The sequence below is a fragment of the Streptomyces sp. NPDC057271 genome (assembly GCF_042668715.1).
Taxonomy (GTDB): domain Bacteria; phylum Actinomycetota; class Actinomycetes; order Streptomycetales; family Streptomycetaceae; genus Streptomyces.
This window is the reverse complement of record NZ_JBHUYJ010000042.1, coordinates 37,176-63,815: the sequence shown is the minus strand read 5'-3', so window position 1 is coordinate 63,815 and position 26,640 is coordinate 37,176. Positions and strand designations below refer to the sequence as shown.

Annotated in this window: 22 protein-coding genes; 7 read left to right on the top strand and 15 right to left on the bottom strand. The window is 68.8% G+C overall.

Translation table 11 applies throughout. From position 1 onward, the window contains the following. Window positions 1–162: 162 nt before the first annotated feature. The 3 genes from ACFUJR_RS20625 to thyX form a co-directional block, all read right to left on the bottom strand. Entirely contained in the window at window positions 163–1,848 is a 1,686-nt protein-coding gene (locus ACFUJR_RS20625; RefSeq protein ID WP_383180135.1) for a ribonuclease J, read from the bottom strand. A gap of 120 nt (window positions 1,849–1,968) precedes the next feature. Continuing rightward, a complete protein-coding gene (dapA, locus tag ACFUJR_RS20620) occupies window positions 1,969–2,868 on the bottom strand; it encodes a 4-hydroxy-tetrahydrodipicolinate synthase (RefSeq protein WP_383180133.1) in 900 nt (299 codons plus the stop codon). Between the two features lie 178 nt (window positions 2,869–3,046). Continuing rightward, a complete protein-coding gene (gene thyX, locus ACFUJR_RS20615; protein ID WP_383180130.1) occupies window positions 3,047–3,787 on the bottom strand; it encodes an FAD-dependent thymidylate synthase in 741 nt (246 codons plus the stop codon). 197 nt (window positions 3,788–3,984) lie between these two features. On the opposite strand from thyX, the gene ACFUJR_RS20610 reads away from it, so the two are divergent. Both ACFUJR_RS20610 and ACFUJR_RS20605 read left to right on the top strand, forming a co-directional pair. Further along, entirely contained in the window at window positions 3,985–4,224 is a 240-nt protein-coding gene (locus tag ACFUJR_RS20610) for a hypothetical protein (RefSeq protein ID WP_383180127.1), read from the top strand. 95 nt (window positions 4,225–4,319) lie between these two features. Continuing rightward, the gene (locus tag ACFUJR_RS20605) at window positions 4,320–4,886 is read left to right on the top strand and encodes a hypothetical protein (RefSeq protein ID WP_383450622.1); all 567 of its coding nucleotides are present in this window, start codon (window positions 4,320–4,322) and stop codon (window positions 4,884–4,886) included. On the opposite strand, the gene ACFUJR_RS20600 is transcribed toward ACFUJR_RS20605, so the two are convergent. From ACFUJR_RS20600 to eccD, 6 genes are all read right to left on the bottom strand, one after another. Beyond that, window positions 4,876–5,328: a hypothetical protein gene (locus tag ACFUJR_RS20600; RefSeq protein ID WP_383180121.1), complete on the bottom strand. Its 453-nt coding sequence runs from the start codon at window positions 5,326–5,328 to the stop codon at window positions 4,876–4,878. The genes ACFUJR_RS20605 and ACFUJR_RS20600 overlap by 11 nt on opposite strands. A 5-nt stretch (window positions 5,329–5,333) precedes the next feature. After that, entirely contained in the window at window positions 5,334–6,086 is a 753-nt protein-coding gene (dapB, locus tag ACFUJR_RS20595) for a 4-hydroxy-tetrahydrodipicolinate reductase (protein ID WP_383180118.1), read from the bottom strand. Between the two features lie 17 nt (window positions 6,087–6,103). Continuing rightward, window positions 6,104–7,483 (bottom strand): M16 family metallopeptidase, encoded by a 1,380-nt coding sequence (locus tag ACFUJR_RS20590; RefSeq protein WP_383450619.1) that lies wholly within the window; start codon window positions 7,481–7,483, stop codon window positions 6,104–6,106. Continuing rightward, the gene (locus tag ACFUJR_RS20585; protein WP_383173323.1) at window positions 7,480–9,705 is read right to left on the bottom strand and encodes a polyribonucleotide nucleotidyltransferase; all 2,226 of its coding nucleotides are present in this window, start codon (window positions 9,703–9,705) and stop codon (window positions 7,480–7,482) included. Before ACFUJR_RS20585 ends, ACFUJR_RS20590 begins: the two co-directional genes overlap by 4 nt. Window positions 9,706–9,984: 279 nt before the next feature. After that, complete coding sequence (gene rpsO, locus ACFUJR_RS20580; protein WP_147979976.1) at window positions 9,985–10,275, bottom strand: 30S ribosomal protein S15; 291 nt, start codon at window positions 10,273–10,275, stop codon at window positions 9,985–9,987. Between the two features lie 182 nt (window positions 10,276–10,457). Further along, window positions 10,458–11,957 (bottom strand): type VII secretion integral membrane protein EccD, encoded by a 1,500-nt coding sequence (eccD, locus tag ACFUJR_RS20575; RefSeq protein WP_383173320.1) that lies wholly within the window; start codon window positions 11,955–11,957, stop codon window positions 10,458–10,460. Window positions 11,958–12,328: 371 nt separating this feature from the next. Between eccD and eccCa the strand changes: the two genes are divergently transcribed. The 5 genes from eccCa to ACFUJR_RS20550 are packed head-to-tail and all read left to right on the top strand — an operon-like array spanning window position 12,329 to window position 20,521. Continuing rightward, a complete protein-coding gene (gene eccCa, locus ACFUJR_RS20570) occupies window positions 12,329–16,300 on the top strand; it encodes a type VII secretion protein EccCa (protein WP_383173319.1) in 3,972 nt (1,323 codons plus the stop codon). Further along, window positions 16,297–17,016: a hypothetical protein gene (locus ACFUJR_RS20565; RefSeq protein WP_383173317.1), complete on the top strand. Its 720-nt coding sequence runs from the start codon at window positions 16,297–16,299 to the stop codon at window positions 17,014–17,016. Before eccCa ends, ACFUJR_RS20565 begins: the two co-directional genes overlap by 4 nt. A gap of 25 nt (window positions 17,017–17,041) precedes the next feature. Then, window positions 17,042–17,545, top strand: coding sequence for a hypothetical protein (locus ACFUJR_RS20560; RefSeq protein WP_383173316.1), 504 nt, complete (start codon window positions 17,042–17,044; stop codon window positions 17,543–17,545). A gap of 11 nt (window positions 17,546–17,556) precedes the next feature. After that, window positions 17,557–19,845: a hypothetical protein gene (locus tag ACFUJR_RS20555; RefSeq protein ID WP_383173315.1), complete on the top strand. Its 2,289-nt coding sequence runs from the start codon at window positions 17,557–17,559 to the stop codon at window positions 19,843–19,845. Window positions 19,846–19,849: 4 nt separating this feature from the next. Beyond that, window positions 19,850–20,521: a hypothetical protein gene (locus ACFUJR_RS20550; RefSeq protein ID WP_383173313.1), complete on the top strand. Its 672-nt coding sequence runs from the start codon at window positions 19,850–19,852 to the stop codon at window positions 20,519–20,521. Between the two features lie 270 nt (window positions 20,522–20,791). On the opposite strand, the gene ACFUJR_RS20545 is transcribed toward ACFUJR_RS20550, so the two are convergent. The 6 genes from ACFUJR_RS20545 to mycP all read right to left on the bottom strand — a co-directional run bounded on the left by ACFUJR_RS20545 (window position 20,792) and on the right by mycP (window position 26,631). Next, entirely contained in the window at window positions 20,792–21,091 is a 300-nt protein-coding gene (locus ACFUJR_RS20545) for a WXG100 family type VII secretion target (RefSeq protein WP_383173312.1), read from the bottom strand. Window positions 21,092–21,145: 54 nt separating this feature from the next. After that, window positions 21,146–21,508 (bottom strand): WXG100 family type VII secretion target, encoded by a 363-nt coding sequence (locus ACFUJR_RS20540; protein ID WP_383173311.1) that lies wholly within the window; start codon window positions 21,506–21,508, stop codon window positions 21,146–21,148. A gap of 120 nt (window positions 21,509–21,628) precedes the next feature. Further along, window positions 21,629–22,885: a S8 family serine peptidase gene (locus ACFUJR_RS20535; protein ID WP_383173309.1), complete on the bottom strand. Its 1,257-nt coding sequence runs from the start codon at window positions 22,883–22,885 to the stop codon at window positions 21,629–21,631. Window positions 22,886–22,922: 37 nt separating this feature from the next. Further along, window positions 22,923–24,674: a hypothetical protein gene (locus ACFUJR_RS20530; protein ID WP_383173308.1), complete on the bottom strand. Its 1,752-nt coding sequence runs from the start codon at window positions 24,672–24,674 to the stop codon at window positions 22,923–22,925. Window positions 24,675–24,680: 6 nt separating this feature from the next. Further along, window positions 24,681–25,130 carry a hypothetical protein gene (locus ACFUJR_RS20525; protein WP_383173307.1) on the bottom strand — a complete coding sequence of 150 codons (450 nt, stop codon included), beginning with the start codon at window positions 25,128–25,130 and terminating at the stop codon, window positions 24,681–24,683. A 235-nt stretch (window positions 25,131–25,365) separates the two neighbouring features. Further along, complete coding sequence (mycP, locus tag ACFUJR_RS20520) at window positions 25,366–26,631, bottom strand: type VII secretion-associated serine protease mycosin (protein ID WP_383173306.1); 1,266 nt, start codon at window positions 26,629–26,631, stop codon at window positions 25,366–25,368. Between the last annotated feature and the right edge of the window lie 9 nt (window positions 26,632–26,640).

Sequence of the window (26,640 nt, the reverse complement as noted above, 5' to 3'; positions counted from 1 at the left end):
GCGGGGCTCCCCCCCCGTTTGGTCCGTCCGCAGGAAAAAAGGGGGGGTTGGGGCCTCCCTTGGTGGGGGAACCAGAAAACGCCCGGGATCGGCCCCCCCCACCCCACCCCCCCCCCCCCCGCTACCAGTTGGCGCTGGTCAGGCCGGGGCCTGAGCCGTCCGTCAGACCTCCACGACCACCGGGAGGATCATCGGGCGCCGGCGGTAGGTGTCCGAGACCCATTTGCCGACCGAGCGGCGAATCAGCTGCTGGAGCTGGTGGGGCTCGACCACGCCGTCCTGGGCCGACTTGTTCAGTGCCTGCTCGACCTTCGGGATCACGGCGTCGAACGCCGCGTCGTCGATGCCGGAACCACGGGCGTGGATGTTCGGGCCGCTGACGATCTTTCCGGTCGAGGCGTCGACCACGACGAAGACCGAGATGATCCCCTCGTCGCCGAGGATGCGGCGGTCCTTCAGAGAGGACTCCGTGACATCTCCGACCGAGAGGCCGTCGACGTAGACGTAGCCCGCCTGGACCTTGCCCACGATCCTGGCCTTGCCGTCGACCAGGTCGACCACGACGCCGTCCTCGGCGATGACGATGTGGTCCTTGGGGACACCCGTCATCGCGCCGAGCTCGGCGTTCGCGCGCAGGTGGCGCCACTCGCCGTGGACCGGCATCAGGTTCTTCGGCCTGCAGATGTTGTAGAAGTACAGCAGCTCGCCGGCGGAGGCGTGGCCCGAGACGTGGACCTTGGCGTTGCCCTTGTGGACGACGTTGGCGCCCCAGCGGGTCAGGCCGTTGATCACGCGGTAGACCGCGTTCTCGTTGCCCGGGATGAGCGACGACGCCAGGATCACGGTGTCGCCCTGGACGATCCGGATCTGGTGGTCGCGGTTGGCCATGCGGGAGAGGGCTGCCATGGGCTCGCCCTGGGAGCCCGTACAGACCAGCACGACCTCGTCGTCCGGGAGGTCGTCGAGGGTCTTCACGTCGACGACCAGACCGGCCGGGACGCGGAGGTAGCCCAGGTCGCGCGCGATACCCATGTTGCGGACCATCGAGCGGCCCACGAAGGCCACGCGGCGGCCGTACTCGTGCGCCGCGTCGAGGATCTGCTGGATGCGGTGCACGTGGCTGGCGAAGCTGGCCACGATGATGCGCTTCGGGGCGTTGGCGAAGACGTTCCGCAGGACGGTGGAGATGTCCTTCTCCGGCGGGACGAAGCCCGGGACCTCGGCGTTCGTCGAGTCGGACAGCAGGAGGTCGATGCCCTCCTCGCTGAGCCGCGCGAACGCGTGGAGGTCGGTGAGCCGGCCGTCCATCGGGAGCTGGTCCATCTTGAAGTCGCCGGTGGCGACGGCCATGCCCGCGGGGGTGCGGATGGCGACCGCGAGCGCGTCCGGGATGGAGTGGTTGACCGCGATGAACTCGCAGTCGAAGGAGCCCAGGTTCTCCCTGTCGCCCTCCTTCACCTCAAGGGTGTAGGGGCGGATGCGGTGCTCCTGGAGCTTCGCCTCGATCAGCGCGAGGGTGAGCTTGGAGCCGATGAGCGGGATGTCCGGCTTGAGCCGGAGCAGGTAGGGGACGCCGCCGATGTGGTCCTCGTGGCCGTGCGTGAGCACGATGCCTTCGACCTCGTCGAGGCGGTCCTTGATGATGGTGAAGTCGGGCAGGATCAGGTCGACGCCGGGCTGCTCCTCCTCGGGGAAGAGGACACCGCAGTCGACGATCAGCAGCCGGCCGTCGTACTCGAAGACCGTCATGTTGCGGCCGATCTCACCGAGCCCGCCGAGCGGGGTGACGCGCAGGCCGCCCTTGGGCAGCTTCGGCGGGGCGCCGAGTTCAGGATGCGGATGACTCAAAAGACTCTCCTCACCACACGCGCCACGTACCGCTTGGGCACGTGGCGCGCATGACATTCGTGCACTTGCTGTTGTCAGTCGATCGTTCGCCGATCGGATATTCAGTTGTGAAGTCTGTATCTAGATCTCTACCCCGCCGGCGGCGAGATCGATCTTGAGCTGGGCGGTCTCCTCGGGCGAAAGCTCCACGAGGGGCAGTCGCAGGGGGCCCGCGGGGAGGCCCTGCAGGGCGAGCGCGGCCTTGGTGGTCATGACGCCCTGCGTACGGAACATGCCCGTGTAGATCGGCAGCAGTCGCTGGTGGATCTCGGTGGCCTTCTGGACCTCACCGTTCAGGTGGGCGTCGAGGAGGGCGCGGAGCTCGGGCGAGACGACATGGCCGACGACGGAGACGAAGCCGCAGGCGCCCACGGAGAGCAGCGGCAGGTTGAGCATGTCGTCGCCGGAGTACCAGGCGAGGCCGGATCGGGCGATGGCCCAGCTGGCGCGCCCGAGGTCGCCCTTGGCGTCCTTGTTGGCGACGATCCGGGGGTGCTCGGCGAGCCGGACGAGCGTCTCGGTGTCGATCGGGACACCACTCCGGCCCGGGATGTCGTAGAGCATGACCGGGAGGCCGGTGGCATCGGCGATGGCCGAGAAGTGCCGGTGCAGGCCCTCCTGCGGGGGCTTGTTGTAGTACGGCGTGACGGCCAGGAGGCCGTGTGCGCCGTCGCGCTCTGCGGTTCGGGCCAGCTCGATGGAGTGGTGGGTGTCGTTGGTGCCGACGCCGGCGACGACGTGGGCCCGGTCGCCGACCGCCTCCAGTACCGCTCGTACCAGCTCCGATTTCTCCGCGTCGCTGGTGGTCGGGGACTCGCCGGTGGTGCCGTTGATGACGAGGCCGTCGTTGCCGGCGTCCACCAGATGGGCGGCGAGTCGCTGGGCACCGTCGAGGTCGAGTGCGCCGTCCGCCGTGAAGGGCGTGACCATGGCGGTGAGGACCCTCCCGAAGGGGGTCTGCGGAGTGGAGATCGGAGCCATGGGTAACACGCTACTCGCTGCTCATCGCCCGGTGTCCCCTCGGGGGACGTGAGAAAGGGAGCCCGGCACTGCCTGCTCGGGGGTTCAAGCAGTGCCGGGTCCGTTTGATCAGCCTAGATGAACTTCGTGAAACGTCGCAATACGGACACTTCGCGTGACGTGGTCGTACATCTGTGCTTTACGGGGCCACACGGCCGTTCTTGTTGAACGCGTCGTACGTGAGCGGCATGAGCTGGGCCCAGTGCTGCTCCATCTTCTCGCCGACCATCTCGATCTCGCGCTGCGGGAAGGACGGCACCTTGGCCAGCTCGTGCTGGGTGCGCAGGCCGAGGAAGTGCATCAGCGAGCGCGCGTTGCACGTGGCGTACATCGAGGAGAAGAGGCCCACGGGCAGGACCGCGCGGGCCACCTCGCGGGCGACGCCCGCCGCGAGCATCTCCTGGTAGGCCGTGTACGCCTGCACGTACGAGTCCTCCATGACGCGGCCGGTCAGCTGCTGCTGGGCCTCGGTGCCCTCGACGAAGACGTACTTGCCGGGGCGGCCCTCCTGGACGAGCTTGCGGGAGGCGTCGGGGACGTAGAAGACCGGCTCCAGCTCCCTGTAGCGGCCCGACTCCTCGTTGTACGACCAGCCGACACGGTGCCGCATGAACTCGCGGAAGACGAAGATCGGGGCACTGATGAAGAAGGTCATCGAGTTGTGCTCGAAGGGGCTGCCGTGCCGGTCCCGCATCAGGTAGTTGATGAGCCCCTTGGACCGCTCGGGGTCCTTCTGCAGCTCGTCGAGCGACTGCTCACCCGCCGTGGAGACGCGGGCCGCCCACAGCACGTCCGAGTCGGCGGCGCTGTGCTTCACCAGCTCGACGGTCACATCGCTGCGGAAACTGGGCTTGAGATCTGCTGCGGGGGTGTCGGTCACCGGCGGGGTCCTTCCAAAGTGCGTCGCTCGGGCGGCGCCCACTCTACGGGGAGCCACCGACAGCCGAGCCCCTCGCCCGCTCCCCCACCCACCCGGACCACTTTCTTTGGCCAATCCGGGGAAATCGGGCACCGGACGGTGACTTTGGTCGTCTTCTTCCGTGACACACCACACGAGCTCCGAGGAGAGTGGCCCAGATGTTCAGCCGGCGAGAGGCCGTCCCGTTCGCATTCGTCGCCGAGGCCGACCGCTTCCGCAGTAACGTCACTCCGCCGCCCAGGGAGCGCCTCAGCGTCTCTCAGGTCGCGGGCCGTACGCTGGTCGGGCTGACCGTCGTGGCCGGTCTCGTCGGATCGCTGCTCTTCGGGATGCCGTCCATGCAGTCGGGGGCGGCCGACGGTCACCGGCAGCAGTCCCAGGCCTCCGACGGCCGCTGATCAGAACGGCCCCCCTGAGGTGGCCCGGTCGAGACCACCTGGGTAGCCTCACCGGGCACAGCCCCTTCGAGCGTGCTTGTGAGTGAGGACCAGTCGTGCCCCTGACTTTTCTGACGGCCGACCGCGCTTTTGACGCGACCGACGACGTCGCGCTGCCTTTCGACGACCACGACCAGTGGCGTCGGCCCTACCGGCCGGGTCCCTGGCGCGTCGGGGCGGCGGCGCTCGCGCTGCTGCTGGCGTCGTTCGTGCTCCTCGCCGCGGTGATCATCGTCGCCGCCGGCGCGATGAGCGGTGCCGTCGTCACGTTCGTCCTGGCGGCCCTGATCATCGTCTCCGCGCTGCGGATGCTGCGGGTGGGCACCTGGGTGAGCCGGCACGGCGTGCGCCGGGTCGGCTTCTTCACCACCACCACCGTGGCGTGGACCCGGGTGACGCAGGTGCGTACGGTGCAGCAGCCCGTGCGGTGGCTGGGGCTGCCGCGGACCGTCCAGGGCCAGGCCCTGATTCTCGTACGGCAGGGTGGTGGGGGGGGGGGTGGGGTGGAGGGAGACAAAGACGAAGTCCTCTCCCGCATCGAGGCGTTCGACCGCGCGGCGGACACCGTCGAGGCGTGGAACGCCGAGTACGGCGTCGCCGCTGTACCCGCCGCTACGCGCTGACCGTACGGCCCGCGTGCAGCGCGATCGCGCGCTGCATGGCCTTGCGGGCGCGCGGGGTGTCGCGGGCGTCGTGATAGGCGACCGCGAGCCGGAACCAGCAGCGCCAGTCGTCCGGGGCGTCCTCGGTCTCGGCGCGACGCTTCGCGAAGACCTCGTCGGCCGATTCCCGGTCGATGCGGCCGCCCGCCGTACGCCTCAACTCGTCCAACGGCAGGCCGCCTTCGGCCTCCAGCTCGCGGGCGAGCCGCTGCGCGTTCCGCGCGAAGGCGGTGTTCTTCCAGAGGAACCAGCCGCCCACACCGGGGAGCAGGAACGCGACCGCGCCCATGGCCATGGCGAGAGGTTCGCCGGTCAGCAGGAGCAGGACCCCCTCCATCGCCACCACGCCGAAGACGAGGACGAGAGCGGTGGCGAGGAAGACGTACGTGATCTTTCCACCCATGGCCGTCAGCCCAGGTCCAGGAAGTGTTCCAGGCCGAAGGTGAGGCCCGGGGTGGAGACGACACGGCGGGCGCCCAGAAGGATGCCCGGCATGAAGCTGGAGTGGTGCAGGGAGTCGTGACGGATCGTCAGCGTCTCGCCCTCGCCGCCGAGCAGCACCTCCTGGTGGGCCAGCAGGCCCCGGAGCCGTACGGCGTGCACCGGGACGCCGTCGACGTCCGCGCCGCGCGCCCCTTCCAGCCCGGTCGCGGTCGCGTCCGGCTGGTCGCCGAGGCCGACCTCGGCGCGTGCGGCGGCGATCAGCTGGGCGGTACGGGTGGCGGTGCCGCTGGGGGCGTCCACCTTGTTCGGGTGGTGCAGCTCGACGACCTCGACGGACTCGAAGTACGGGGCTGCGATCTGGGCGAACTTCATGGTCAGCACGGCGCCGATGGAGAAGTTCGGGGCGATCAGGACGCCGGTCCCCGGGGAGGCGGCGAGCCAGGAGTTCAGTTGCGCGAGGCGGTCCTCGGTCCAGCCGGTCGTGCCGACGACCGCGTGGATACCGTGACGCACGCAGTAGTCGAGGTTGCCCATCACCGAGTCCGGGGTGGTCAGTTCGACCGCGACCTGGGCACCCGACTCGGCGAGCGTCTCCAGCTTGTCGCCGCGGCCGAGCGCCGCGACCAGTTCCATGTCCTCGGCGGCCTCGACGGCCCGTACGGCCTCGGAGCCGATACGGCCCCTGGCTCCGACGACCGCCACGCGCAGCTTGCTCATTGCTCTCTGAACTCCTTCTAGGAGACGGATTCGTGCAGGCGTGCCGCCTGCTTGTCCTTCAGCGGCCCTATGGCGGACAGCGAGGGACGCTGTCCGAGCACATCACGGGCGACCTCGCGGACCTCGTCCGGGGTGACGGCGGCGATCCGGGCGAGCATGTCGTCGACCGACATCTGGGTGCCCCAGCACAGCTCGCTCTTGCCGATGCGGTTCATCAGCGCGCCCGTGTCCTCCAGGCCGAGGACGGTCGAGCCGGAGAGCTGGCCGACGGCACGGGTGATCTCGTCGTCGGTCAGCCCGTCGGAGGCGACCTTGTCGAGCTCGTCGCGGCAGATCTTCAGCACGTCGTGGACCTGGCTGGGGCGGCAGCCCGCGTACACCCCGAAGAGACCGCAGTCGGCGAAGCCGGAGGTGTACGAGTACACGCTGTAGGCCAGGCCGCGCTTCTCGCGGACCTCCTGGAAGAGGCGCGAGGACATGCCGCCGCCGAGGGCCGTGTTCAGTACGCCCAGGGCCCAGCGGCGCTCGTCGGTGCGGGCCAGGCCCGGCATGCCGAGGACCACATGGGCCTGCTCGGTCTTGCGGCCCAGGACCTCGACGGCGCCGGCGGTGCGGATCGTGCGCCGGCCGCCGCGGGGGGCGACGGGGACCGCGTCCGTGCGGGAGAGGGCGCCGGCCTTCTCGAAGGCGCGGCGGACCTGTCGTACGACGGTGGCGTGGTCGATGTTGCCCGCGGCGGCGACGACCAGGTGCGTCGGGTCGTAGTGCTTCTTGTAGAAGCGGGCGATCCGGCCGCGGTCGAGGGCGTTGATCGTGTCGACCGTGCCGAGGACCGGGCGGCCCAGCGGGGTGTCGCCGAACATCGTGTGCGCGAACAGGTCGTGCACGACGTCGCCCGGGTCGTCCTCGGTCATCGCGATCTCTTCGAGGATGACCCCGCGCTCGGCGTCGACGTCGTCCTCGAGGATCAGCGAGCCGGTCAGCATGTCGCAGACCACGTCGATGGCGAGCGGCAGGTCGGTGTCGAGGACCCGCGCGTAGTAGCAGGTGAACTCCTTCGCCGTGAAGGCGTTCATCTCTCCGCCGACCGCGTCGAGCGCGGAGGAGATGTCGAGGGCACTGCGTCGCCCGGTGCCCTTGAAGAGGAGGTGCTCCAGGTAGTGCGTGGCGCCGTTGAGCGTGGGCGTCTCGTCGCGCGAGCCGACGTGCGCCCAGATGCCGAAGGTGGCGGAGCGCACGGACGGGAGGGTCTCGGTCACGATCCGCAGGCCGCCGGGGAGGGTGGTGCGGCGGACCGTGCCGATGCCGTCCCTGCCCGGGAGAAGCGTTTGGGTACGGGCGACGGCCCGCCCCTCCGAAGAGGGGCGGGCCGTCACACGGGAACTACGGGACGTCACTGGTCGGTGTCGTCCTTCTCGGCGTCGCCGGCAGCGTTCTCGTCGTCTGCGATCACGGGGATCAGGGAGAGCTTGCCGCGCTGGTCGATCTCGGCGATCTCGACCTGGACCTTGGAGCCGACCGCGAGCACGTCCTCGACGTTCTCCACGCGCTTGCCACCGGCGAGCTTGCGGATCTGCGAGATGTGCAGCAGGCCGTCCTTGCCCGGGAGCAGGGACACGAACGCACCGAAGGTGGTGGTCTTGACGACCGTACCCAGGTAGCGCTCGCCGACCTCCGGCATGGTCGGGTTGGCGATGCCGTTGATCGTGGCACGGGCGGCCTCGGCGGCCGGGCCGTCGGCGGCACCGATGTAGATGGTGCCGTCGTCCTCGATCGTGATGTCGGCGCCGGTGTCCTCCTGGATCTGGTTGATCATCTTGCCCTTGGGGCCGATGACCTCACCGATCTTGTCCACCGGGATCTTGACGGTGATGATGCGCGGCGCGTTCGGGGACATCTCGTCCGGAACGTCGATCGCCTCGTTCATCACGTCGAGGATGTGCAGACGCGCGTCACGGGCCTGCTTCAGCGCGGCGGCCAGGACCGAGGCGGGGATGCCGTCGAGCTTGGTGTCGAGCTGGAGCGCCGTGACGAAGGTCTTCGTACCGGCGACCTTGAAGTCCATGTCGCCGAAGGCGTCCTCCGCACCGAGGATGTCGGTGAGGGCGACGTAGTGGGTCTTGCCGTCGATCTCCTCGGAGATCAGACCCATGGCGATACCGGCGACGGGGGCCTTCAGCGGCACACCGGCGTTCAGCAGCGACATGGTGGAGGCGCAGACCGAGCCCATGGACGTGGAGCCGTTGGAGCCGAGGGCCTCGGACACCTGACGGATCGCGTACGGGAACTCCTCGCGCGTCGGCAGCACCGGCACGATGGCGCGCTCGGCGAGCGCGCCGTGGCCGATCTCGCGGCGCTTGGGCGAGCCCACGCGGCCGGTCTCACCGACGGAGTACGGCGGGAAGTTGTAGTTGTGCATGTAGCGCTTGCGGGTCACCGGGGAGAGGGTGTCCAGCTGCTGCTCCATGCGGAGCATGTTGAGGGTGGTGACGCCCAGGATCTGGGTCTCGCCACGCTCGAACAGCGCCGAGCCGTGCACGCGCGGGATGGCCTCGACCTCGGCGGCGAGGGTACGGATGTCCGTGATCCCGCGGCCGTCGATGCGGACCTTGTCCTTGATGATCCGCTCGCGGACCAGCTTCTTGGTCAGCGCGCGGTAGGCACCGGAGATCTCCTTCTCGCGGCCTTCGAAGGCCGGGAGGAGCTTCTCGGCGGCAAGCTCCTTGACGCGGTCGAGCTCGGCCTCGCGCTCCTGCTTGCCGGCGATCGTGAGCGCCTGGGCGAGCTCGCTCTTGACCGCGGCGGTGAGCGCCTCCAGGACGTCGTCCTGGTAGTCGAGGAAGACCGGGAACTCGCCGGTGGGCTTGGCGGCCTTGGCGGCGAGGTCCGACTGGGCCTTGCAGAGGACCTTGATGAAGGGCTTCGCGGCCTCGAGACCGGCGGCGACGATCTCTTCGGTCGGCGCCTCGGCGCCGCCCTTGACGAGCTCGATGGTCTTCTCGGTGGCCTCGGCCTCGACCATCATGATCGCGACGTCGCCGTCCTCCAGGACGCGACCGGCGACGACCATGTCGAAGACGGCGTCCTCGAGCTCGGTGTGCGTCGGGAACGCGACCCACTGGCCCTGGATCAGGGCGACACGGGTGCCGCCGATCGGGCCGGAGAAGGGCAGGCCGGCCAGCTGCGTGGAGCAGGAGGCGGCGTTGATGGCGACCACGTCGTAGAGGTGGTCGGGGTTGAGCGCCATGATCGTCTCGACGATCTGGATCTCGTTGCGCAGGCCCTTCGCGAAGGAGGGGCGCAGCGGGCGGTCGATCAGGCGGCAGGTGAGGACGGCGTCCTCGGAGGGGCGGCCTTCCCGGCGGAAGAAGGAGCCGGGGATCTTGCCGGCCGCGTACATCCGCTCCTCGACGTCCACCGTGAGGGGGAAGAAGTCGAGCTGGTCCTTGGGCTTCTTCGACGCGGTGGTGGCCGAAAGGACCATCGTGTCGTCGTCCAGGTACGCCACGGCGGAGCCGGCGGCCTGCTTGGCCAGGCGGCCCGTCTCGAAGCGGATGGTGCGGGTGCCGAAGGTGCCGTTGTCGATGACGGCCTCGGCGTAGTGGGTCTCGTTCTCCACTAGCGGTTTCTCCTACTTTCGTCTTTTCGTCCGTCGGCCCGTGTGGCCGGGGACGGTCGTCGAGGAGAAGCGCGCCTTCGGATGCGGGCCGGTCTTCGATCGAAGCACCCGGGGATTGTGGGGTCCGGGGGCCACTACCGAGGACCGGCGGCGTGCCGGCGGCCTCTCACTCGTGAATGTGGCGTTGTGTGACCAGACTAAGTGCCGGTCGGTACATCGCGCACGTACAGCAAAGGGAGCGGCCCCCTAAAAGTGGGAACCGCTCCCTTCACGGCGTCCTTACTTGGCACCGCCGGCCGCACCGCGGCGGATGCCGAGGCGGTCGACCAGGGCACGGAAGCGCTGGATGTCCTTCTTGGCCAGGTACTGCAGCAGGCGGCGACGCTGGCCGACCAGGATCAGCAGACCACGACGGGAGTGGTGGTCGTGCTTGTGCTGCTTGAGGTGCTCGGTCAGGTCCGAGATGCGGCGGGAGAGCATCGCGACCTGAACCTCGGGGGAGCCGGTGTCGCCCTCCTTCTGGCCGAACTCGGCGAAAATCTGCTTCTTCGTAGCGGCGTCGAGAGACACTCGGTACTCCTCTGGTGTTCGTGCGCCCACGAGTGCCCCTGGTCTTGGTCTCAGGGGAGCTTCCGTGACTCGGAGGCGAAGGTCCGATGAGCGCAGCTCCCAGAGAATCCTCTGAATCCGAGGATTCGGGGCACTTCCGGGAGCGCGTACACAAACGGCCGTTACACAGGGTACCAGGGGGTTCAGGACGTCATCGCCCGGATGGAGTGGTAGACGTCGAAGACCGCGAGACAGAGCGGCAGCAGTGTGAGGAGGACGAAGGTCTCGGCGATCTCCAGGAAGCGTCCCCAGAACGGCGTGACGCCCTTGCGCGGGACGATCAGGCCGATGGCGGTGATCAGGGCCGCGACACCGGCGATGGCCGCGGAGAGCCAGATCGTACGGATGTCGAGGCCGGTGCCGTCACCCTTGAGCGCGTCCGTGATCAGCTCCACGGGCGGGTTGAGGCAGAGACCCAGTCCGAGCAGCACGAGGGCACCGAGGCCGGCCCCGAGGGCGCAGCCGACCTGTGCGGTGTAGCGGAAGAGATGGGCGCGCATCAGCATGGCGACGCCGGTGGCGAGGGCGAGGAGCTGGCCCCAGATGTTCTCGGAGAAGCCCAGCACGGCGGAGGCGGAGACGGCGACGAGGGCGCAGCCGCCGACGAGGCCGACCAGCAGTTCGTGGCCCCGGCGGGCCTGTGCGGCGATGCGGACGGCGTCGACCGGGCCCTGGGGCTCGGCCTCGGTGCCGTAACCGCCGACGCTGGTCCTGGGGGGATCGAAGCCGATCGGGAGCCTGGCGAAGCGGGTGGAGAGCCCGGGCAGGAAGGCGAGGGCGCCGACGGCGAGGGGCGCGCAGACCGCGGCGGTCTCGGCCGGCGTCAGCTTCGTCAGGACGGCCACGAAGGTGACCAGGAGGCCGACGGCCGAGGCGAAGACGAACGCGACGAACGGGCCGTCCCCGCCCGGAGAGACGATCGTCAGGATCACGGCGCAGACCAGTACGGCGGCGCAGGCGAGGAGGAACTGGAGCTTGCCGATGCCGTGCCCGGCCGTGAGGGGGAGCAGCCCGGAACCGGCGACGGCCGCGTTCGCCATCGCTCCCATGCCCAGCGCGACGGCGGAGCCGCGGTCGTCGTAGACCCGCGCGCGGACGGCGGCGAGCGCCAGGAGCAGCACCGCGGTGACGGCGGCGAGGATGCCGGGCAGGCCGTGCATGTCGTGCCGGGGATCCGCCGTCCACAGGACGAAGCCGAGCAGGAGCAGCAGGACCGAGCCGCCGAAGAGGCCGGCGCCGCGCATCAGCGCGTCGGACCAGAGCGTGCGGTCGCGGGCGACGGCGGAGGCCACCGCGTCCGAGACGTCGTCGAAGACGGCCGGCGGGAGGGACTCGGCGAAGGGCCGCAGCGAGAGCAGCTCACCGTCGAGGATGCGCTGCGCCGCGAGCGAGCGGCCGCCGTCGAGGACGGTGCCGTCGCGGCGGACCAGGTGGTAGCCGACCGGGGCGCCGGGGGCGGGGGTCTGGCCGGAGAGGCGGAGGACCTCCGGGTAGAGGTCGGCGACCGCGATGTCTTCGGGCAGCGCGACATCGACGCGACCGTCGGGTGCGACGACCGTGACCCGGCAGAATCCGGTGCCGCCGTGGAACACGGTCGCGGGGGCCGACTGGCCTGCTCCGCCGGCCGTGGCTGGGGCCGTCATACTCACCTGCTGCTTCCCCTCGTGGTGATCCTGGCCGGCAGGACCGACCTGTGCGCCCGGACGTGCGGTCCCGGGCGACGCGTAAGGTCCGGGCGGGATGTCCGGAGTGGTGCGTGCCCGGGCGTGCGGTCACGGACGTGACGCCCGGAACGGTGTGTTCCCGGTCGTCGCGTTCCGGCCGCCGCGCTCCGGATGTTGCGTTCCGAATGACCCGTTTTTTTGCGATAGTTCATGGGCGCGCAAACACGTCGACCCACCCTACCGCCCACCCGCGACCCCGTACCAAAGTAGGATCCCTCCCCGCGGATGGATCCCGTCGCCACGGGGGCGTCTAGAGGAACTTTCCGTCCGGCAACGGAAATTGGTGAGCTGTGAGTCAGATCGTCGTCAAGCGCCCACCACGGGCGCTGCCGTCCGAAGTGCCCGGCGAGCAGGTGCAGTTGCAACCTCCGCCGGAGCTGCCCCGCGGACAGCAGGAGGGCGCTCTGATGCAGCTCCTGCCGATGCTCGGCATGGGCGGTTCGGTGGTCTTCTTCTTCATGACGCCGAACCCGATCATGCGGATCATGGGCATGGTGATGATCGCCTCGACGGTCGCCATGGCGATCGCGATGCTGGTCCGCTACCGGCGCGGTACGCAGGGGCAGCTCGCCGACCTGCGGCGTGACTACCTGAAGTACCTGACCCAGACACGACGTGCCGTCCTCAGGACCGCGCACCTCCAGCGCGACGCGCAGTTCTATCTGCACCCCTCGCCCGAGCAGCTCTGGGCGCTGGTCGCCGAGGGCAGCCGGGTCTGGGAGCGGCGTGTCGGAGACGACGACTTCGCGCAGGTACGCATCGGTCTGGGCAGCCAGCAGCTCGCCACTCCCCTGATCGCCCCCGAGACCGCGCCCGTGGACGAGCTCGAGCCGCTGACGGCCGGCGCGATGCGGCAGTTCCTCACCGCGCACAGCACCCTGGACGGCCTTCCCATGGCCGTGTCCCTCCGCGCCTTCTACCACCTCACCGTCAGCGGCGACCCGGAAGCCGCCCGTTCCACGACGCGCGCGATGGTCGGCTCGCTCGCCGCGCTGCACTCCCCCGAGGACCTGGTCATCGCCATCGGCGCCGGCAACGACTCGGCGCCCGCGTGGGAGTGGGCGAAGTGGCTGCCCCACGTACAGGCGTCGGGGCCCGGCGACGGTGCGGGCAGCCGACGGCTGATCACCACGGACCCGCGCGAGCTGCAGGACATGCTCGACGCCCGGCTGGAGGGTCGCCCCCGCTTCCAGGGCGGAAACCACCCGCTCCTCGACCACCCGCACCTCGTGGTCGTACTGGACGGCCGGTCGATCCCGCAGACCTCGGCCCTGGCCTCCCCCGAGGGCCTTCAGGGCGTGACGATCATCGAAGTCGTTCAGGGCCGGGCCACCGGGCCGCGCGGCGACCTGTCCGTGACGGTGGACGCCGACTCGCTGCGTCTGGAGTCCGGTCACGGGCTCGTGTACGACGGCAGCCCCGACCGACTGAGCCTCGACGCGGCGGAGGCGCTCGCCCGTCAGCTCGCACCGCTGCGGGTCGCGTCGGGAGCGGACGACGACGAGCCGCTGCTCGCCAACCTCGACTTCACCGATCTGCTGAACCTCGGCGACGCGGCCTCGGTCGACGTCAGCCGCACCTGGCGTCCCCGTTCCCGGTCCGAGCGGCTGCGCGTCCCGATCGGTGTGGGCGAGGACGGTACGCCGGTCATGCTGGACCTCAAGGAGGCCGCGCAGGAGGGCATGGGCCCGCACGGCCTCTGTGTGGGGGCGACCGGTTCCGGGAAGTCGGAGCTGCTGCGCACGCTCGTCCTCGGTCTGGCGGTGACGCACTCCTCGGAGACGCTGAACTTCGTCCTCGCGGACTTCAAGGGTGGCGCCACCTTCGCCGGCATGTCCCAGATGCCGCACGTCGCCGCGGTGATCACCAACCTGGCGGACGACCTCACGCTGGTGGACCGTATGGGCGACTCCATCCGCGGTGAGCTGAACCGCCGCCAGGAGATGCTGCGGGACGCGGGCAACTACGCGAACATCCACGACTACGAGAAGGCACGCGCCGCGGGCGCCCCGCTCCAGCCCATCCCGTCACTCGTCCTCGTCATCGACGAGTTCAGCGAGCTGCTGACGGCCATGCCGGACTTCATCGAGATGTTCGTGCAGATCGGCCGTATCGGCCGCTCGCTCGGTGTGCACCTGCTGCTGGCGTCGCAGCGCCTGGAGGAGGGCCGGCTGCGCGGCCTGGAGACGTACCTCTCGTACCGGATCGGTCTGCGGACCTTCTCGGCCGCCGAGTCCCGCGCGGCCATCGGTGTGCCGGACGCCTACTCGCTGCCGAACGTCCCCGGTTCGGGCTACCTGAAGTACGGCACCGACGAGATGGTGCGGTTCAAGGCGGCGTACGTCTCCGGTGTGTACCGCACCAACCAGCACGCCGCCGTGCCGGGCGGGCCGCTGCCCGTGGACCGCCGTCCGGTGCCGTTCACCGCGGCGCACGTCCCGGTGCGCTACCTCGAACCGGCCGCCCAGGCGCAGGTTCCCGAGGCCCGTGCCGCCGAGGACGACGCGCTGGCCGACTCGGTGCTCGACGTGATCGTGCGACGGCTCGAAGGACGCGGCGTCGAGGCGCACCAGGTGTGGCTGCCGCCGCTCGACAACCCGCCCCCGCTCGACTCGATCCTGCCAGGCCTCGCCGGTGTCGAGGGCCGTGGGCTGACGCAGCCCGGGTACGAGGGGGCGGGCCGCCTCGTCGTACCGGTGGGCGTGGTGGACAAGCCGTACGAGCAGCGCCGCGACACGCTCTACCGGGACTTCTCCGGCGCCGCGGGTCATATGCAGATCGTCGGCGGTCCGCAGTCCGGCAAGTCGACTCTGCTGCGGACGATCATCTCCGCCTTCGCGCTGACGCACACCCCGCACGAGGTGCAGTTCTACGGACTCGACTTCGGTGGCGGCGGTATGTCGTCGGTCGCGGGGCTGCCGCACGTCGGCGGCGTGGCGTCCCGTCTCGACCCCGAGCGGGTGCGCCGTACGGTGGCCGAGGTCTACGGCATCCTGTCGCGGCGCGAGGAGTACTTCCGCAGTTCGGGGATCGACTCCATCGCCACGTACCGCAGGCTGCGGGCCCGTGGCGACATCTCGGTGACGGACCAGCCGTTCGGTGACGTCTTCCTCATGATCGACGGCTGGGGCAACTTCCGTACCGAGTACGAGGGGCTCGAGCCCGCCGTCGTGGACATCGCCGCGCGCGGACTCGGGTACGGCATTCACGTGATCATCACGGCGTCGCGCTCCATGGAGGTCCGGGCCAACCTCAAGGACCACCTGATGAACAGGCTGGAACTGCGACTCGGCGACACGATGGACTCCGAGCTGGACCGGAAGATCGCCGCCAATGTGCCCACGGGCGTCCCCGGCCGGGGTCTGACGCCGGAGAAGCTGCACTTCATGGCGGCCGTTCCGCGTATCGACGGCATCAACTCCGACAGCGACCTGTCGGAGGCGACGGCGGCGATGACGCAGGAGGTCACCCGGCACTGGACGGCGCCCGGTGCGCCGGAGGTCCGGCTGCTGCCGCGCGAACTCGACGCGCACCAGTTGCCCGCCGGCTACGCGGAGCCGCAGCGCGGTGTCGCGTTCGCCATCGACGAGAACAACCTGGAGCCGGTCTTCGTCAACTTCGACCGCGACCCGTTCTTCCTGGTGTTCGGCGAGAGCGAGTCGGGCAAGTCGAACCTGCTGCGGCTGCTCATCAAGCAGATCACGGAGCGGTACGACGGGAACTCGGCGAAGTTCTTCGTGATCGACAACCGGCGTGCGCTCCTCGACGTCACTCCGGCGAGCCACCTGGCGGAGTACGTGCCCATGTCGAACAACATGGAGCACCACGTGGACGCGCTGGCCGACCTGATGCGGCGCCGCTCTCCGTCGGCGGACGTCACGGCCCAGCAGCTGCGGGACCGCAGCTGGTGGCAGGGCCCGTCCGTCTATGTGGTCGTCGACGACTACGACCTGGTGTCCACGTCGAGCGGCAACCCGCTGGCGAAGCTGGCGGAACTGCTGCCGTTCGCGCGTGACGTGGGTGTCCGCTTCATCATCGCCCGCAGCGCTGCGGGGGCGAGCCGGTCGGCGTACGAGTCCTTCATGCAGCGGATGATGGAGCTCGGCGCGCAGGGCGTGCTGCTCTCCGGCGACCCGCAGGAGGGCGATGTGCTGGGCGGCGTCCGCATGCGTCCGATGCCGGCGGGCCGGGGCATCTACGTGTCCCGGCAGCGGGGCAACCCGCTGGTGCAGACGGGGTTGATGCCCGAGGTGTACGGGTGATCGGCGCGGCGGTCTTCGCCGGGGTCTTCGCGGTCGCGTTCGTCGTCCTGGGCCTCTTCGTCGACGGCCGCGCGCTGTGGTGGCGTTTCCGGGCGCCGCGCTTCGACGCCCCGGAGGCGCACGAGCCGTCGTCGGCGTCGTTCACGGCGCGCCGGGTGTTGCTGGTGGTGGTGGGGCTCGTCCTGGCGTGGCAGAGCGTCAGCCTGCTCCGCCTGGCGGGCGTCTTCGGGACGGGTGCGGACCACGCCGACATCCTCGAACGGGTGGAGGAGGCGGCGTGGCAGCTGGAGACGGACGAGGGTGACGGTCGCCCCAAGTACCCCGGCTCGCCGGGCTCCTGGGGCGCCTTCCTCAACCCGAAGCTCAAGGGGCCGGAGCGGGACGACCCGGTGCTGTCGCTGGTGGAGGAGGACGACGACGAGGCGACGTCGAGTGCCGGTGGCGGGTCGGGGGCGGGGTCCGGGTCGGGGTCGGACTCGGGGTCGGAGTCGGAGTCGGGGTCGGACTCGGAGTCGGGGTCGGACTCGGGGTCGGACTCGGGGTCGGACTCGGACATCAGGGGCCCGTTCGTCGAACGGTACGAGGTCGACGGCATCTGTCTCACGGTGACGGCGACGCCGCTGCCGGGCCAGTCCGAGATGGCGCATGCCATCGACAATCTGGAGTACGCAGTCCGGACCGACGTCGTGGACGAGGCCTGTCCCCAGGACCCGTGAGCGACAGCGAGGAGATGTGACGTCCATGGCATGGGACGAGTGGGAGCAGTTGAAGGCGTCCGCAGCCGAGGAGGATTCGGCACGGATGCAGCTGAACGGGCTGCCGCCCGAGGACAGACCGAACGCGGGCAACCCGTCCGGCGGCTTTCTCGCCGTTGACCGGCAGGACCTCGCAGCCATCGGTGACGAGGCCTTCAAGCTGTACAACCGGCTGTGGAAGGAAGCGCGGGTCACCTCCACGGACGGCGCCGCGACCGACCTCTCGACCCAGGGGTTCGCCCTCGGCGGCGCCCTGTCGCACGTGTCGCTGCGCTGGGACAAGCAGCTGGGTTCCGTGATGGACGCCTGCGCTCTCATCTCGAATCACATGGACTTCACGAAGAACGCACACGCCGGCGACGAGATCTTCATCGAGCGGCACGTCAGCAGCATCCAGACTCTCGACGCGGGCTTCGACGAGGCATCGGCCGAACCGGGCAAGAAGAACCCGGTGTACGAAGAGAAGGACAAGAAGGACAAGAAGGACTAGGGGGATACCTGATGGATTTCGAAGCCCTTCATTCGGCCAACTTCAAGCTGCTCGACGACACGGTCAACGACTGGACGTCGATGCTCACCAAACTCGAAGCCCTGAAGAAAGACGCGCACGACGGGCTCCGGGGAAAGGCCCTCAAGGCCAACTGGGCCGGCGACAACGCGGTGATCACCCGCGAGTTCGTGGGCAAGACCTCCGGCGAGTTCGGTGACGCACTCGTCCAGGCGACGTCGATCCGCAACATCATGCAGGACACCCGGGACGAGCTGAAGACGCAGCAGCGCCTCCTCAAGGAGGCCATCTCGCGGGGCCAGGGCAAGAACCTGACGGTCACCACCAACGGCGGCGGGTTCACGGTCCGGGAGAACCCCGACAAGAAGGCTCCCAACGGCCAGACCGACGTGGACGCGCTGCGGGACGAGCTCCAGGGCATTCTGAACACGGCCACCGAGATCGACAGCACGGCCTCCACCTCCCTGAAGGCTCTGGTCGACCTGACCGACCACGGCTTCGCCGACGCGGTCTACAAGAACCGCGACGAGGCGGCGGCTGCCGTCAAGGAGGCGGAGAAGCTGGCGGCGATCGCCAAGAAGAAGCCCGAGGACCTGACCACCGCGGACTTCGACGCGCTCAACTCCGGCCTGAAGAAGTACTCCGGCGACCAGATCTTCGCCGAGCACTTCGCAACGACGGTCGGTCCCAAGGGAACCCTCGACCTCTGGGCGGGTCTCAACGACTACCAGAAGAACAGGGATGTCTACCCGGATCGTCGTGAGCAGTACGCCGAACTCCAGAAGAACCTGAGCCTCACGCTCGCCACGGCCACCCAGGCGGACTCCCCCGAGATGTCGCGCTGGAAGTACGACATGGTCAACCTGGCCGACCAACCTCTCGGCAAGAACAGCATCACGCAGGGCGCCCAGGTGATGAGCAACCTGATGCGCTGGGGCAACTTCGACGACCAGTTCCTCATGGACTACGGCGGGAAGCTCATGGAGGTCGAGAAGGCCGCCTCCGGCAACGGCCGCCACTCGCCCACCGTCTGGACGCACCTGGGCATGGATCCGGATCTCAACAGGACCGGCACCGACTCCGGTTCCGATCCCGTGATCGGCTTCCTGGCAGCTCTCTCCAACAGCCCCGACGCAGCCACCGACTTCTTCAACGCGGACTTCCTCACCAAGGACGAGGACCACGACTTCGAAGAGGACGCCGACGGCAACGGCAAGAACGAGAAGCGGGAGCTGAGCAACTTCGACTACCTCTTCGAGGAGCGCGACTGGCCGCCGGAGATGGACAGCAAGGGCGAGAACAGCATCGAGGGGCGCAACAACCTGGCCAAGGCCCTGGAGGCTGCGACGACCGGGCATCCCGCCGGTGAAATGCCCAACATCGACACTCCCGCACACAACGACCAGCAGGCAAAGCTGGTCGAGGACATCTTCCACTCCGTGTCGGAGAACCCAGAGCGGCTCACGAAGAACAGCTTCATGTCCGACAGCATGGGTCAGATCGCCGCCGAGTACATGCCGGACATCCATCGAGGTTTGCACCCGGCCAAAAGCGATGCGGACAGCCTGTTCCCGATCGCCGGCTCACCGGCCGAGCTCAGCGAGCAGGACATCACGCGGTTCCTCTACACCACGGGTCAGAACCCCGAAGGTTACGCGGCCATCAACGCAGGACAGCACAGCTACACCACATCGGTGATGGAGTACCACTTCGCCAATCCGGAAGCCAACCTCGCGGACAAGAACTTCAGCGTGAACGACAACCTCAAGAAGTCGATCGAAGACATCGCCCGGGTTTCCGGAGAGATCGAGGGGACGATCGGCGTCGGTCGCGCCTACGCAAACGAGGTGGAGGGAGGCAACAAGGACGCAGAATTCAACGATGCCATCGAGACCGCCAGCACGTGGGTGAGCAGCGGCGTGGGGATCGGCGTCGGACTGGCCACTGCCCCTGCCGTCGGTCCAGGCGGGACCGTCGCCGGAGGCCTCGCAGGCACGGCGGCGGACGAAATCATCGGAGCCCTCACCGAGGGCTTGATGAAGGACAGCACCGACGAGGTCATCTACCGCAACGGCCAGGAGATCAGCGACACCAAGGAATCGACGTACAAGCTCATCGAGGCGGCTGCCGAAAAAGCAGGTGAAAAGGCGGGCAACCCCTCACCTCACATCGTTTCCGCTGCCGCGACCGCCGCCGAGTCCGGATTCACCAACGCCCAGGCCATGGTCACGGACTACTGCAACGGACAGGGAGTCCCGAAGCAGCTGGAAAAGGACAAGTAGCCCCATGGACGTCAAGCGCAGAAGGATCATTGTTCCCGTCGCGGCCGTAGTCGCCGCCGTGGGACTGGCCGCAGGTACGGCCTATGTGCTGGAGGTTCCTCCTTTCGAACGGCGCGGAGTGATCAGCTCCGAGGATGTCTGCGCGTCACTCGGAGAATCCCAGAAGTCCATCCCAGCGCTCGACGACGCCCTCCCGAGCCAGTCGGAGTACTCATTCGAAGACCGATTCAACGGAGAGAACGTCGCACAAGGCGGATCAAGCTACAACGCCTACTGCTTCGTACGCGGCGAGAGCGACATGCTCCTCAGTGTCCGGAGCCAGATGGTGCTCCCCGAGTCGCCGAGCAGTTGGGCGGCGGATGCCATCGGCGAAAGGCAGGCAGCCAGGGCTGAGGAGTTCGACGCAGGCTCCCTGGGTGTCGTCGACTTCCCGGGCCTCAAGGCAGCCATTCTCGTGCCGTGTTCAGCGCCTGGAACCGTCGTGGGCGGAAGTTTCAGCCTGAGCGTCGTCGTGAATCTCAGACCGTACGACGGGGCGAACGAGGAGAAGGTCAGGCAACGACTCGTGGATCTGGCTGTGGGTGCGGCTCAGTTCGCTCACAAGGACGCCAGGTGCGACCTCCCGTCCGAGCTTCCTACCGAGGCCCCGCCTGTGAGTGCCGCTCCGTCCGGGTGAAGGCCGATCAGTCCCCACCGGGTCACCGCCTCTGTTCGAGGGCTTGTCACCCCGGCACGGAGGTACCGAGTGGCTTCCCGGGGAGAAAGGCGAGGAGACGCTCGGGCTCCCCGCGTTCCGGGAGTTGGCGGAAACGTCGGCCGAGCGACACGGCTGCACTGACCTGCGCCTGACTACGGCGGGGTGGACGTCGCGCCGGAAGACAGACGCCACAGGGTGGGCGCCTCCCGTGCGCGCCCACCCTGTTGTTCTTCCGCGGCCTCTCGGCGGTCAGAAGTTGCTGGCCGACCTGCGGTCGCCCTCCTGGTACGCGGGGCCCGCCATGCGGACCTTGCCCGCGATCTCGCGGAGCGCGGTGTGGATCATCCGCGTCTCCTTGTCCCAGTTCTTGTGGGCGGCGTCGGCCGCGGTCTTGGCCTCACCCTCGAAGGTCTCGGAGACGAGCCTGATGCGGCGCTGGATCTCCTCCAGGGCCTTGTCCAGCTCGCCCGCCTGCTTCTCGATCACACCTGCCGCATCGTCGAGAGATGCGTAGGTGACGACCATCACGCCGTCGTTGTTCTGTGCCATGAGTTCTCCCAGTGCCTGTGTATCGACGTTCTACGGTGACGAGTTCCGCTTGCCTCAGAGCTTGGCGATGCCCGAGGTCGAGGCCTTCTCCGCGGCGGCGTCGCCCGAGAAGCCGGCCGTGACGTCGACGCCCTTGAGCGCCTGCTCGATCTCGGAGTCCACGTTCGCCGCGTTGGTACGGGTCACCTGGATGGCTTCCTGGAAGTTCAGCAGCAGCTTGGCGATGCGCACCATGCCCTGGTTGATCTCGTTCTGCTTGACGTCGAACGCGCCGGCGCCGACACCCTTCCAGCGGCCCTCGAGACCGTCGATGACGCCCTGGAGCGTCCTCAGCTGACCCTTGACGCCCTCGAAGCGGAGGGTGAGGTCATCCTGGAATTCCTTGAGACTCTGATCGCCGACCTTCTGGATCGTCATGTGACGCTCTCCCTTTCGTGGATTCTCATTGTGGCTGCGTCCGCCGCCTCGCGCGGAGCGCAGAGTGGTCTTCGATGGCCCGGATCCGACGCCGGCCGAACGTCGTCAGGCCGAACGTCGTCAGGCCGTACGCCGCCGTCGCACGATCACGTACGCCACTCCCGCGACGACGATTGCGGCCGCGGCGCCGCCGATGATGAGCCCCAACGGGCTGCCGTCATCGGTGCTCTCGCTGGAGCCTGCCACAACGGCGTCCGACGACGGCTTGCTCTCCGGGGCTTGTGGCGAACCTGATGCAGACATCGACGCCGAGGGGGCCGCGGACGGGGACGAACCGGACGAGCCCGTGTCGCCGCCGACCCTCTGGTTGGTCAGGGGGTTGATGTCGGGGTCACCCGGCTTGCCGATGCCACGAGTGAGGTGGGCGTTGGGCCGGATGACGCCGTGGCCGGCATACCGACTCAGGGTGCCGGGCTCCCAGTCGTCGCCCTTACCGGCGGACTCGAGCATGACCCGGAGCACCTGGTTTCCCGTCCAGTCGGGGTGGGCGGACCAGATGAGGGCGGCGGAAGCGGAGGCGATGGCGGCAGCGTTACTGGTGCCGTCACCGTCGCAGTAGCGCGTGAAGTTCTCGTCGCACCAACCGGGAATCTCGCTGCCCGGTGCGGCGAGGTCCACGAAGTCGCCATGCTGGGAGTACTCGGCCACCTCTCCGTCGCCGGTGGTCGCCGCAACGGCGATCGCCTCGGGATAGGCCGCCGGGTAGTTCTCCTTGTTCCCCTTCTTCGCGTCATTGCCAGCTGAGGCGAAGAGTAGCTTTCCCTTCGCCTGGGCATGCTTGACCGCCTGCCGGACCGAGGACGAGTAGAACTCGTTTCCGAAGGAAATGCTGATGATCTGAGCTTCGCTGTCAGCGGCAGCCTTGATCGCTTCCTCCATGTCGAAGGCGTTGACCTTGTTCTTGTTCTGGAACTCGGTGTCACTGACCCGGTATGGAATGATCTTGGCTCCAGGTGCCAGGCCCTTCAGCCCGCCACCCTTCCCCGTCCCGGCGATGAGTTCTGCCATCGTCGTTCCGTGACCCGTGTAGTCGTCGGTCTCGTCACCCTCGGCCTCCGAGACGTCCATCCCCTTCAGCACCTGGCCCTTGAGCGAAGGGGTGGCCGGGTTGACGCCGGTGTCGATCACAGCGACTGTCATGCCCTTGCCGGTGGAGGTCTTCCAGATCTCCTCGGCGTGCATGGCATCCAGGTACCACTGCTTCGACTGGATGTCGGCAGCGGCAGCCGGAGCAGCCGCGGTGAGGCCTGATGCCAGCACCGCCGTCACAGCCACCGCGCCGAGCATCCCTCGCCGAAGCCTGCGCACCTCAATCATTCCTGCCGTCATCCCGACTTCCGAGCCTTCCCCGTGGTTAGTCGATCACCGGTGGCACAGCACCGCGCCGACGGTTCGTCCATGTCTCTTCGTCTTCCGTCAGGTAGTCCGGGCGCGAAGAGCCCTCGCGGTCCTGCTCGTCACGTGCCGGGCGCTGGTTGCCACGGCCGCCGCCGACGGGCGTGCCTGCGCCACGAGGCGTCCCGATGACGCCGTTCGTGCTGGGAGTGCCGCGACCGACGGGACGGGCGGCGGCGTTACCGGAGTTGGCGCCCACCACACCCGCTTGGCTGGGCCGGGCCGCGGATGTACGGCCCGCAGCCTGACCCTCGCTGCCGACGACCGTGCCCTTGGGAAGCCGGGATCCGGCGTTCCCAACCGAGGTGCGCTGCGGCGAGCCACCGACGATCGGGGTGGACCGGCCGGTGCCCGGGCCGCCGCTCGTGCGTCCGGTGACAGGCTGTCCCGTACCCGTGGGCCTGCCCACGATCGGAGACTGCCGTGTCCCACCGGCTCCCTGACGCTGCGTCGTGCCGCCGGGCATGCCCGGTCCGCCCGGACGGCCGACCTGCGGCGACTGCGCAGTCGTCGGCGGGCCTCCTGTCTTCGCCACGGGCCCACCCGGACGTCCGACGGCGGGCGAGCTGGTCGGGCCACCAGGTCTTCCCACGGCAGGGGAAGTCGTCGGCCCACCCGTCCGGCCCACGGCGGTCGGTCCGGTCGTGGTGCGCGGGACACCGGGCACGCCGGTGGCCCGAGGGCCTCCGGTACGCGGAGGACCTCCGAGCGAGACCGTCGGGGGGAGCATGGGACCGGTCTGGTTCGGGGTTACCTGGGGCGGCGCGGTCGGCGGTGTCGTGGGGAGCGTGGTGGGCGGCGCCGGAGGCGTCTTCACGCTGTCGATCTGGACCTTCGTGTCCGGCTCCCGGATCGCCTCGTCCTTGCCAAGGTCCCCGGAACGGATCACCGTCTCGCTCGGGCGGCCCTCGCTGGGACTGACACGTCCGGAGGTTTCGTTGGCCAGTGAGTCACGAGGCTTGGTGGAGCCCGAGCCCGCATGCTCGATCCGCTGCTGCCCAGACGGCGGCGGAATCGGCGCCTTGTACGACACCGGCGGCTTGGGGATCTCCTGGCTCTGGAGGGTCGACTGCGAGACCGCGTAGAAGGACGCCAGGCGGTTCATCTGGTTGATGGCCTCCTGCCGGTCCTTCTCGACCTGCAGGGCCTGCTTGTACTTCGGGTTGTCCTCCGTCTGCTCCAGCAGCGGGAAGTCCTTCGGCTGCCTCTGATCGATGCGGGTATCCCGTGGGGGCTTCGCGTTGCGGACCGAGGCGAGGCCCGTGCTCGCGACCTTCATCTGGGCGCCGACCGCGTTCGCCAGGTTGCCGATGCCCCAGGCATAGCTCACGACCTCGGAGCCGTAGCGCTGGAACTCGGTGGCGGCCTCGCCCTTCCATTCCGTCCTGCTGACGAAGTCGCCGAGGTCCTTGGCGGCCGCGTTGAGCGCCTTCGTGGCGTTCTCCAGGGCGCGGCCGGCTTCCTCCAGGTCGCTCGGGTTGGCACTGTCCAGGAAGTCGAGCATCGCGTTCAGTCGCTGGCCGTCGAACGCCGTCTTGCCGAAGACGCTCCCCGAACCGCCGATACCGAAGACGGGGAAGATGTCGTCCAGCCGCTCCACCATGTCGGTGACCGCGTGCCTGGTCTGGATCTGGTCCGATTCCTTCTGCTGCGCCTGCTCCTGAGGCGTCAGTTCGGGTTGGCTCGGCGTCGGCTGCTTCTCGTCACTCACCCGTCATCACCCCATGTCCTTCGTGACGGTGTTGCGGTCTCCGTGCGGCTTCGCGGGCTGGGCGGGGTCGCCGCTCCTGGCCTGCTTCTCGCGCTCGGTCGCCTCGTCGCGCTCCTTGTCCAGGCGCGCGGTGATCTCGTAGAAACGTCGGCGCTGTTCCTCTTCGACGTTGGCGTAGCCGACGTCGGCCGCGTGGACTCCGATGCTGAGCAGTTCGATCTGGTCGCTGAGGGATTTCGACAGACCCACGAGGGCCTTGTGGACGCGGTTGAACTCCGCGTAGAAGCCCTCTGCCTCGCCGAAGGGGATGCCTGTGCCGAAGGAGCCGCGCGTCACGCGCTCCACTCCGACCTTGGCTGCGCCGGCGTCGCCGCCCTCGAGGTCGGTCAGCAGGGCGTTGACCCGGTTGCGGAACTTCTTCAGCTCGCCGACGCCGAGCTCGAGGTTACTCGTCACAGCGGCCCCCGAAACCATCTACCTCGAGCACAAGACTTCCTCCCCGTTTGCTACAGCTGTCCTACATTGCGATCGCGGCGAGTGATCAACCGTCGATCGCATCGCACACCACTCTAATATCTTGGTCTGACAGCCCCAAGTGTCCTCACGGTCACGAGACTTCAACAGCTCTGTGAGCGAAGGACGGTGTGCGGCTGCAACCATCACCGTATTGTCCCGACCTTGCTGCGCGAACTCAGCCCGACGCTCCCCGCGCGATCCGGCGGCTTCGGCGGCGGTGGTCCCGGAGGGCCACGGCCGCGCCGACGATCGCGGCCACGAGGACGCCTCCGCCCACGACCACGTACGTGGCCAGGCGGGCCGCGCGTTGCTCCGGGGTCTCCCCCAGGTGGAGGGCGGCCGGGGTCGGGGCCTCGGCGTCCGTCATGCCCTCGTGCGCTACCGGTTTCTCGATGGGCTTGTCGTCCTCCGTCAGCGCCCGGACCGGGTCGACCACGCCCCAGCCGACGAGGCGGTCGTGACCCGCGATCGAGCGTTCGGCGGTCTGCTGGATCTGGGCGACGATCTGCTCCTGCGTCCATGTGCCGTGCTTGGCCTTGATGAGGGCGGCCAGGCCGGCGACGTACGGGGCGGAGAAACTGGTGCCGTTGTCGGCGCAGTGACCGCCGCCCGGCACGGTGGAGACCATGTCCACCCCGGGGGCGGCGACGCCCACGAAGTCACCGGACTGGGAGAACTGGGCCCGTTCGTTGTTGCGGTCCGACGAGGCGACCGCCAGGACGCCTTCGTACGAGGCGGGGTACGTGGGCTTCACATTGCCCCCCATGCCGTCGTTGCCCGCCGACGCGACGATCACGATCTCCTTCGCCAGCGCCTCGTCGACGGCCTGCTTGAGCAGCGGCGTCGGCTCGACGGCGTCGGCGGTGTCCTGGGAGATGTTGATCACGTCGGCCTTCTTGGCGACGGCGTGCCGGATGGCCGCGGCGAGGGTGGCGGCCGTGCCGTGGCCCTCGGCGTCGTTCTGCTGGACGGGGATGATCGTGGCGTCCGGCGCCAGTCCGACGAACCCGGTGCCCTTGGCGGGGCGGGCGGCGATGATGCCCGCGACCTTGGTGCCGTGGCCCACGGTGTCCGTGGTGCCGTTCTCCTTGCCGCGCTCGATCTTGTTCCCGTTGGCGTCCTTGATCCCCTTCGGGATGAGGTTCACCCCGCTCTTGACGTCCACGGCCTTGGTCAACTGCGGGTTCCTGACATCCACACCCGTGTCGATGACGGCGACCCTGACCCCCTTGCCGGTGGACTGCCTCCACAGTTCGTCCAGCAGGACGCGCTGGAGCGCCCAGGGACGGCCTTCGTACGTCTTGCCGGGGAAGGTGCACTGCGAGCCGTCGTCCGCCGCCGCGGTCGGCAGCGGGAGGCCCGCGAGCGTGAGCATCGCGACCGCCGCGACCGCGAGCACGCGGCGGGAGTTCCGCGGCGTCATCGTCGTCATCGTCGTCATCGCCCTGCC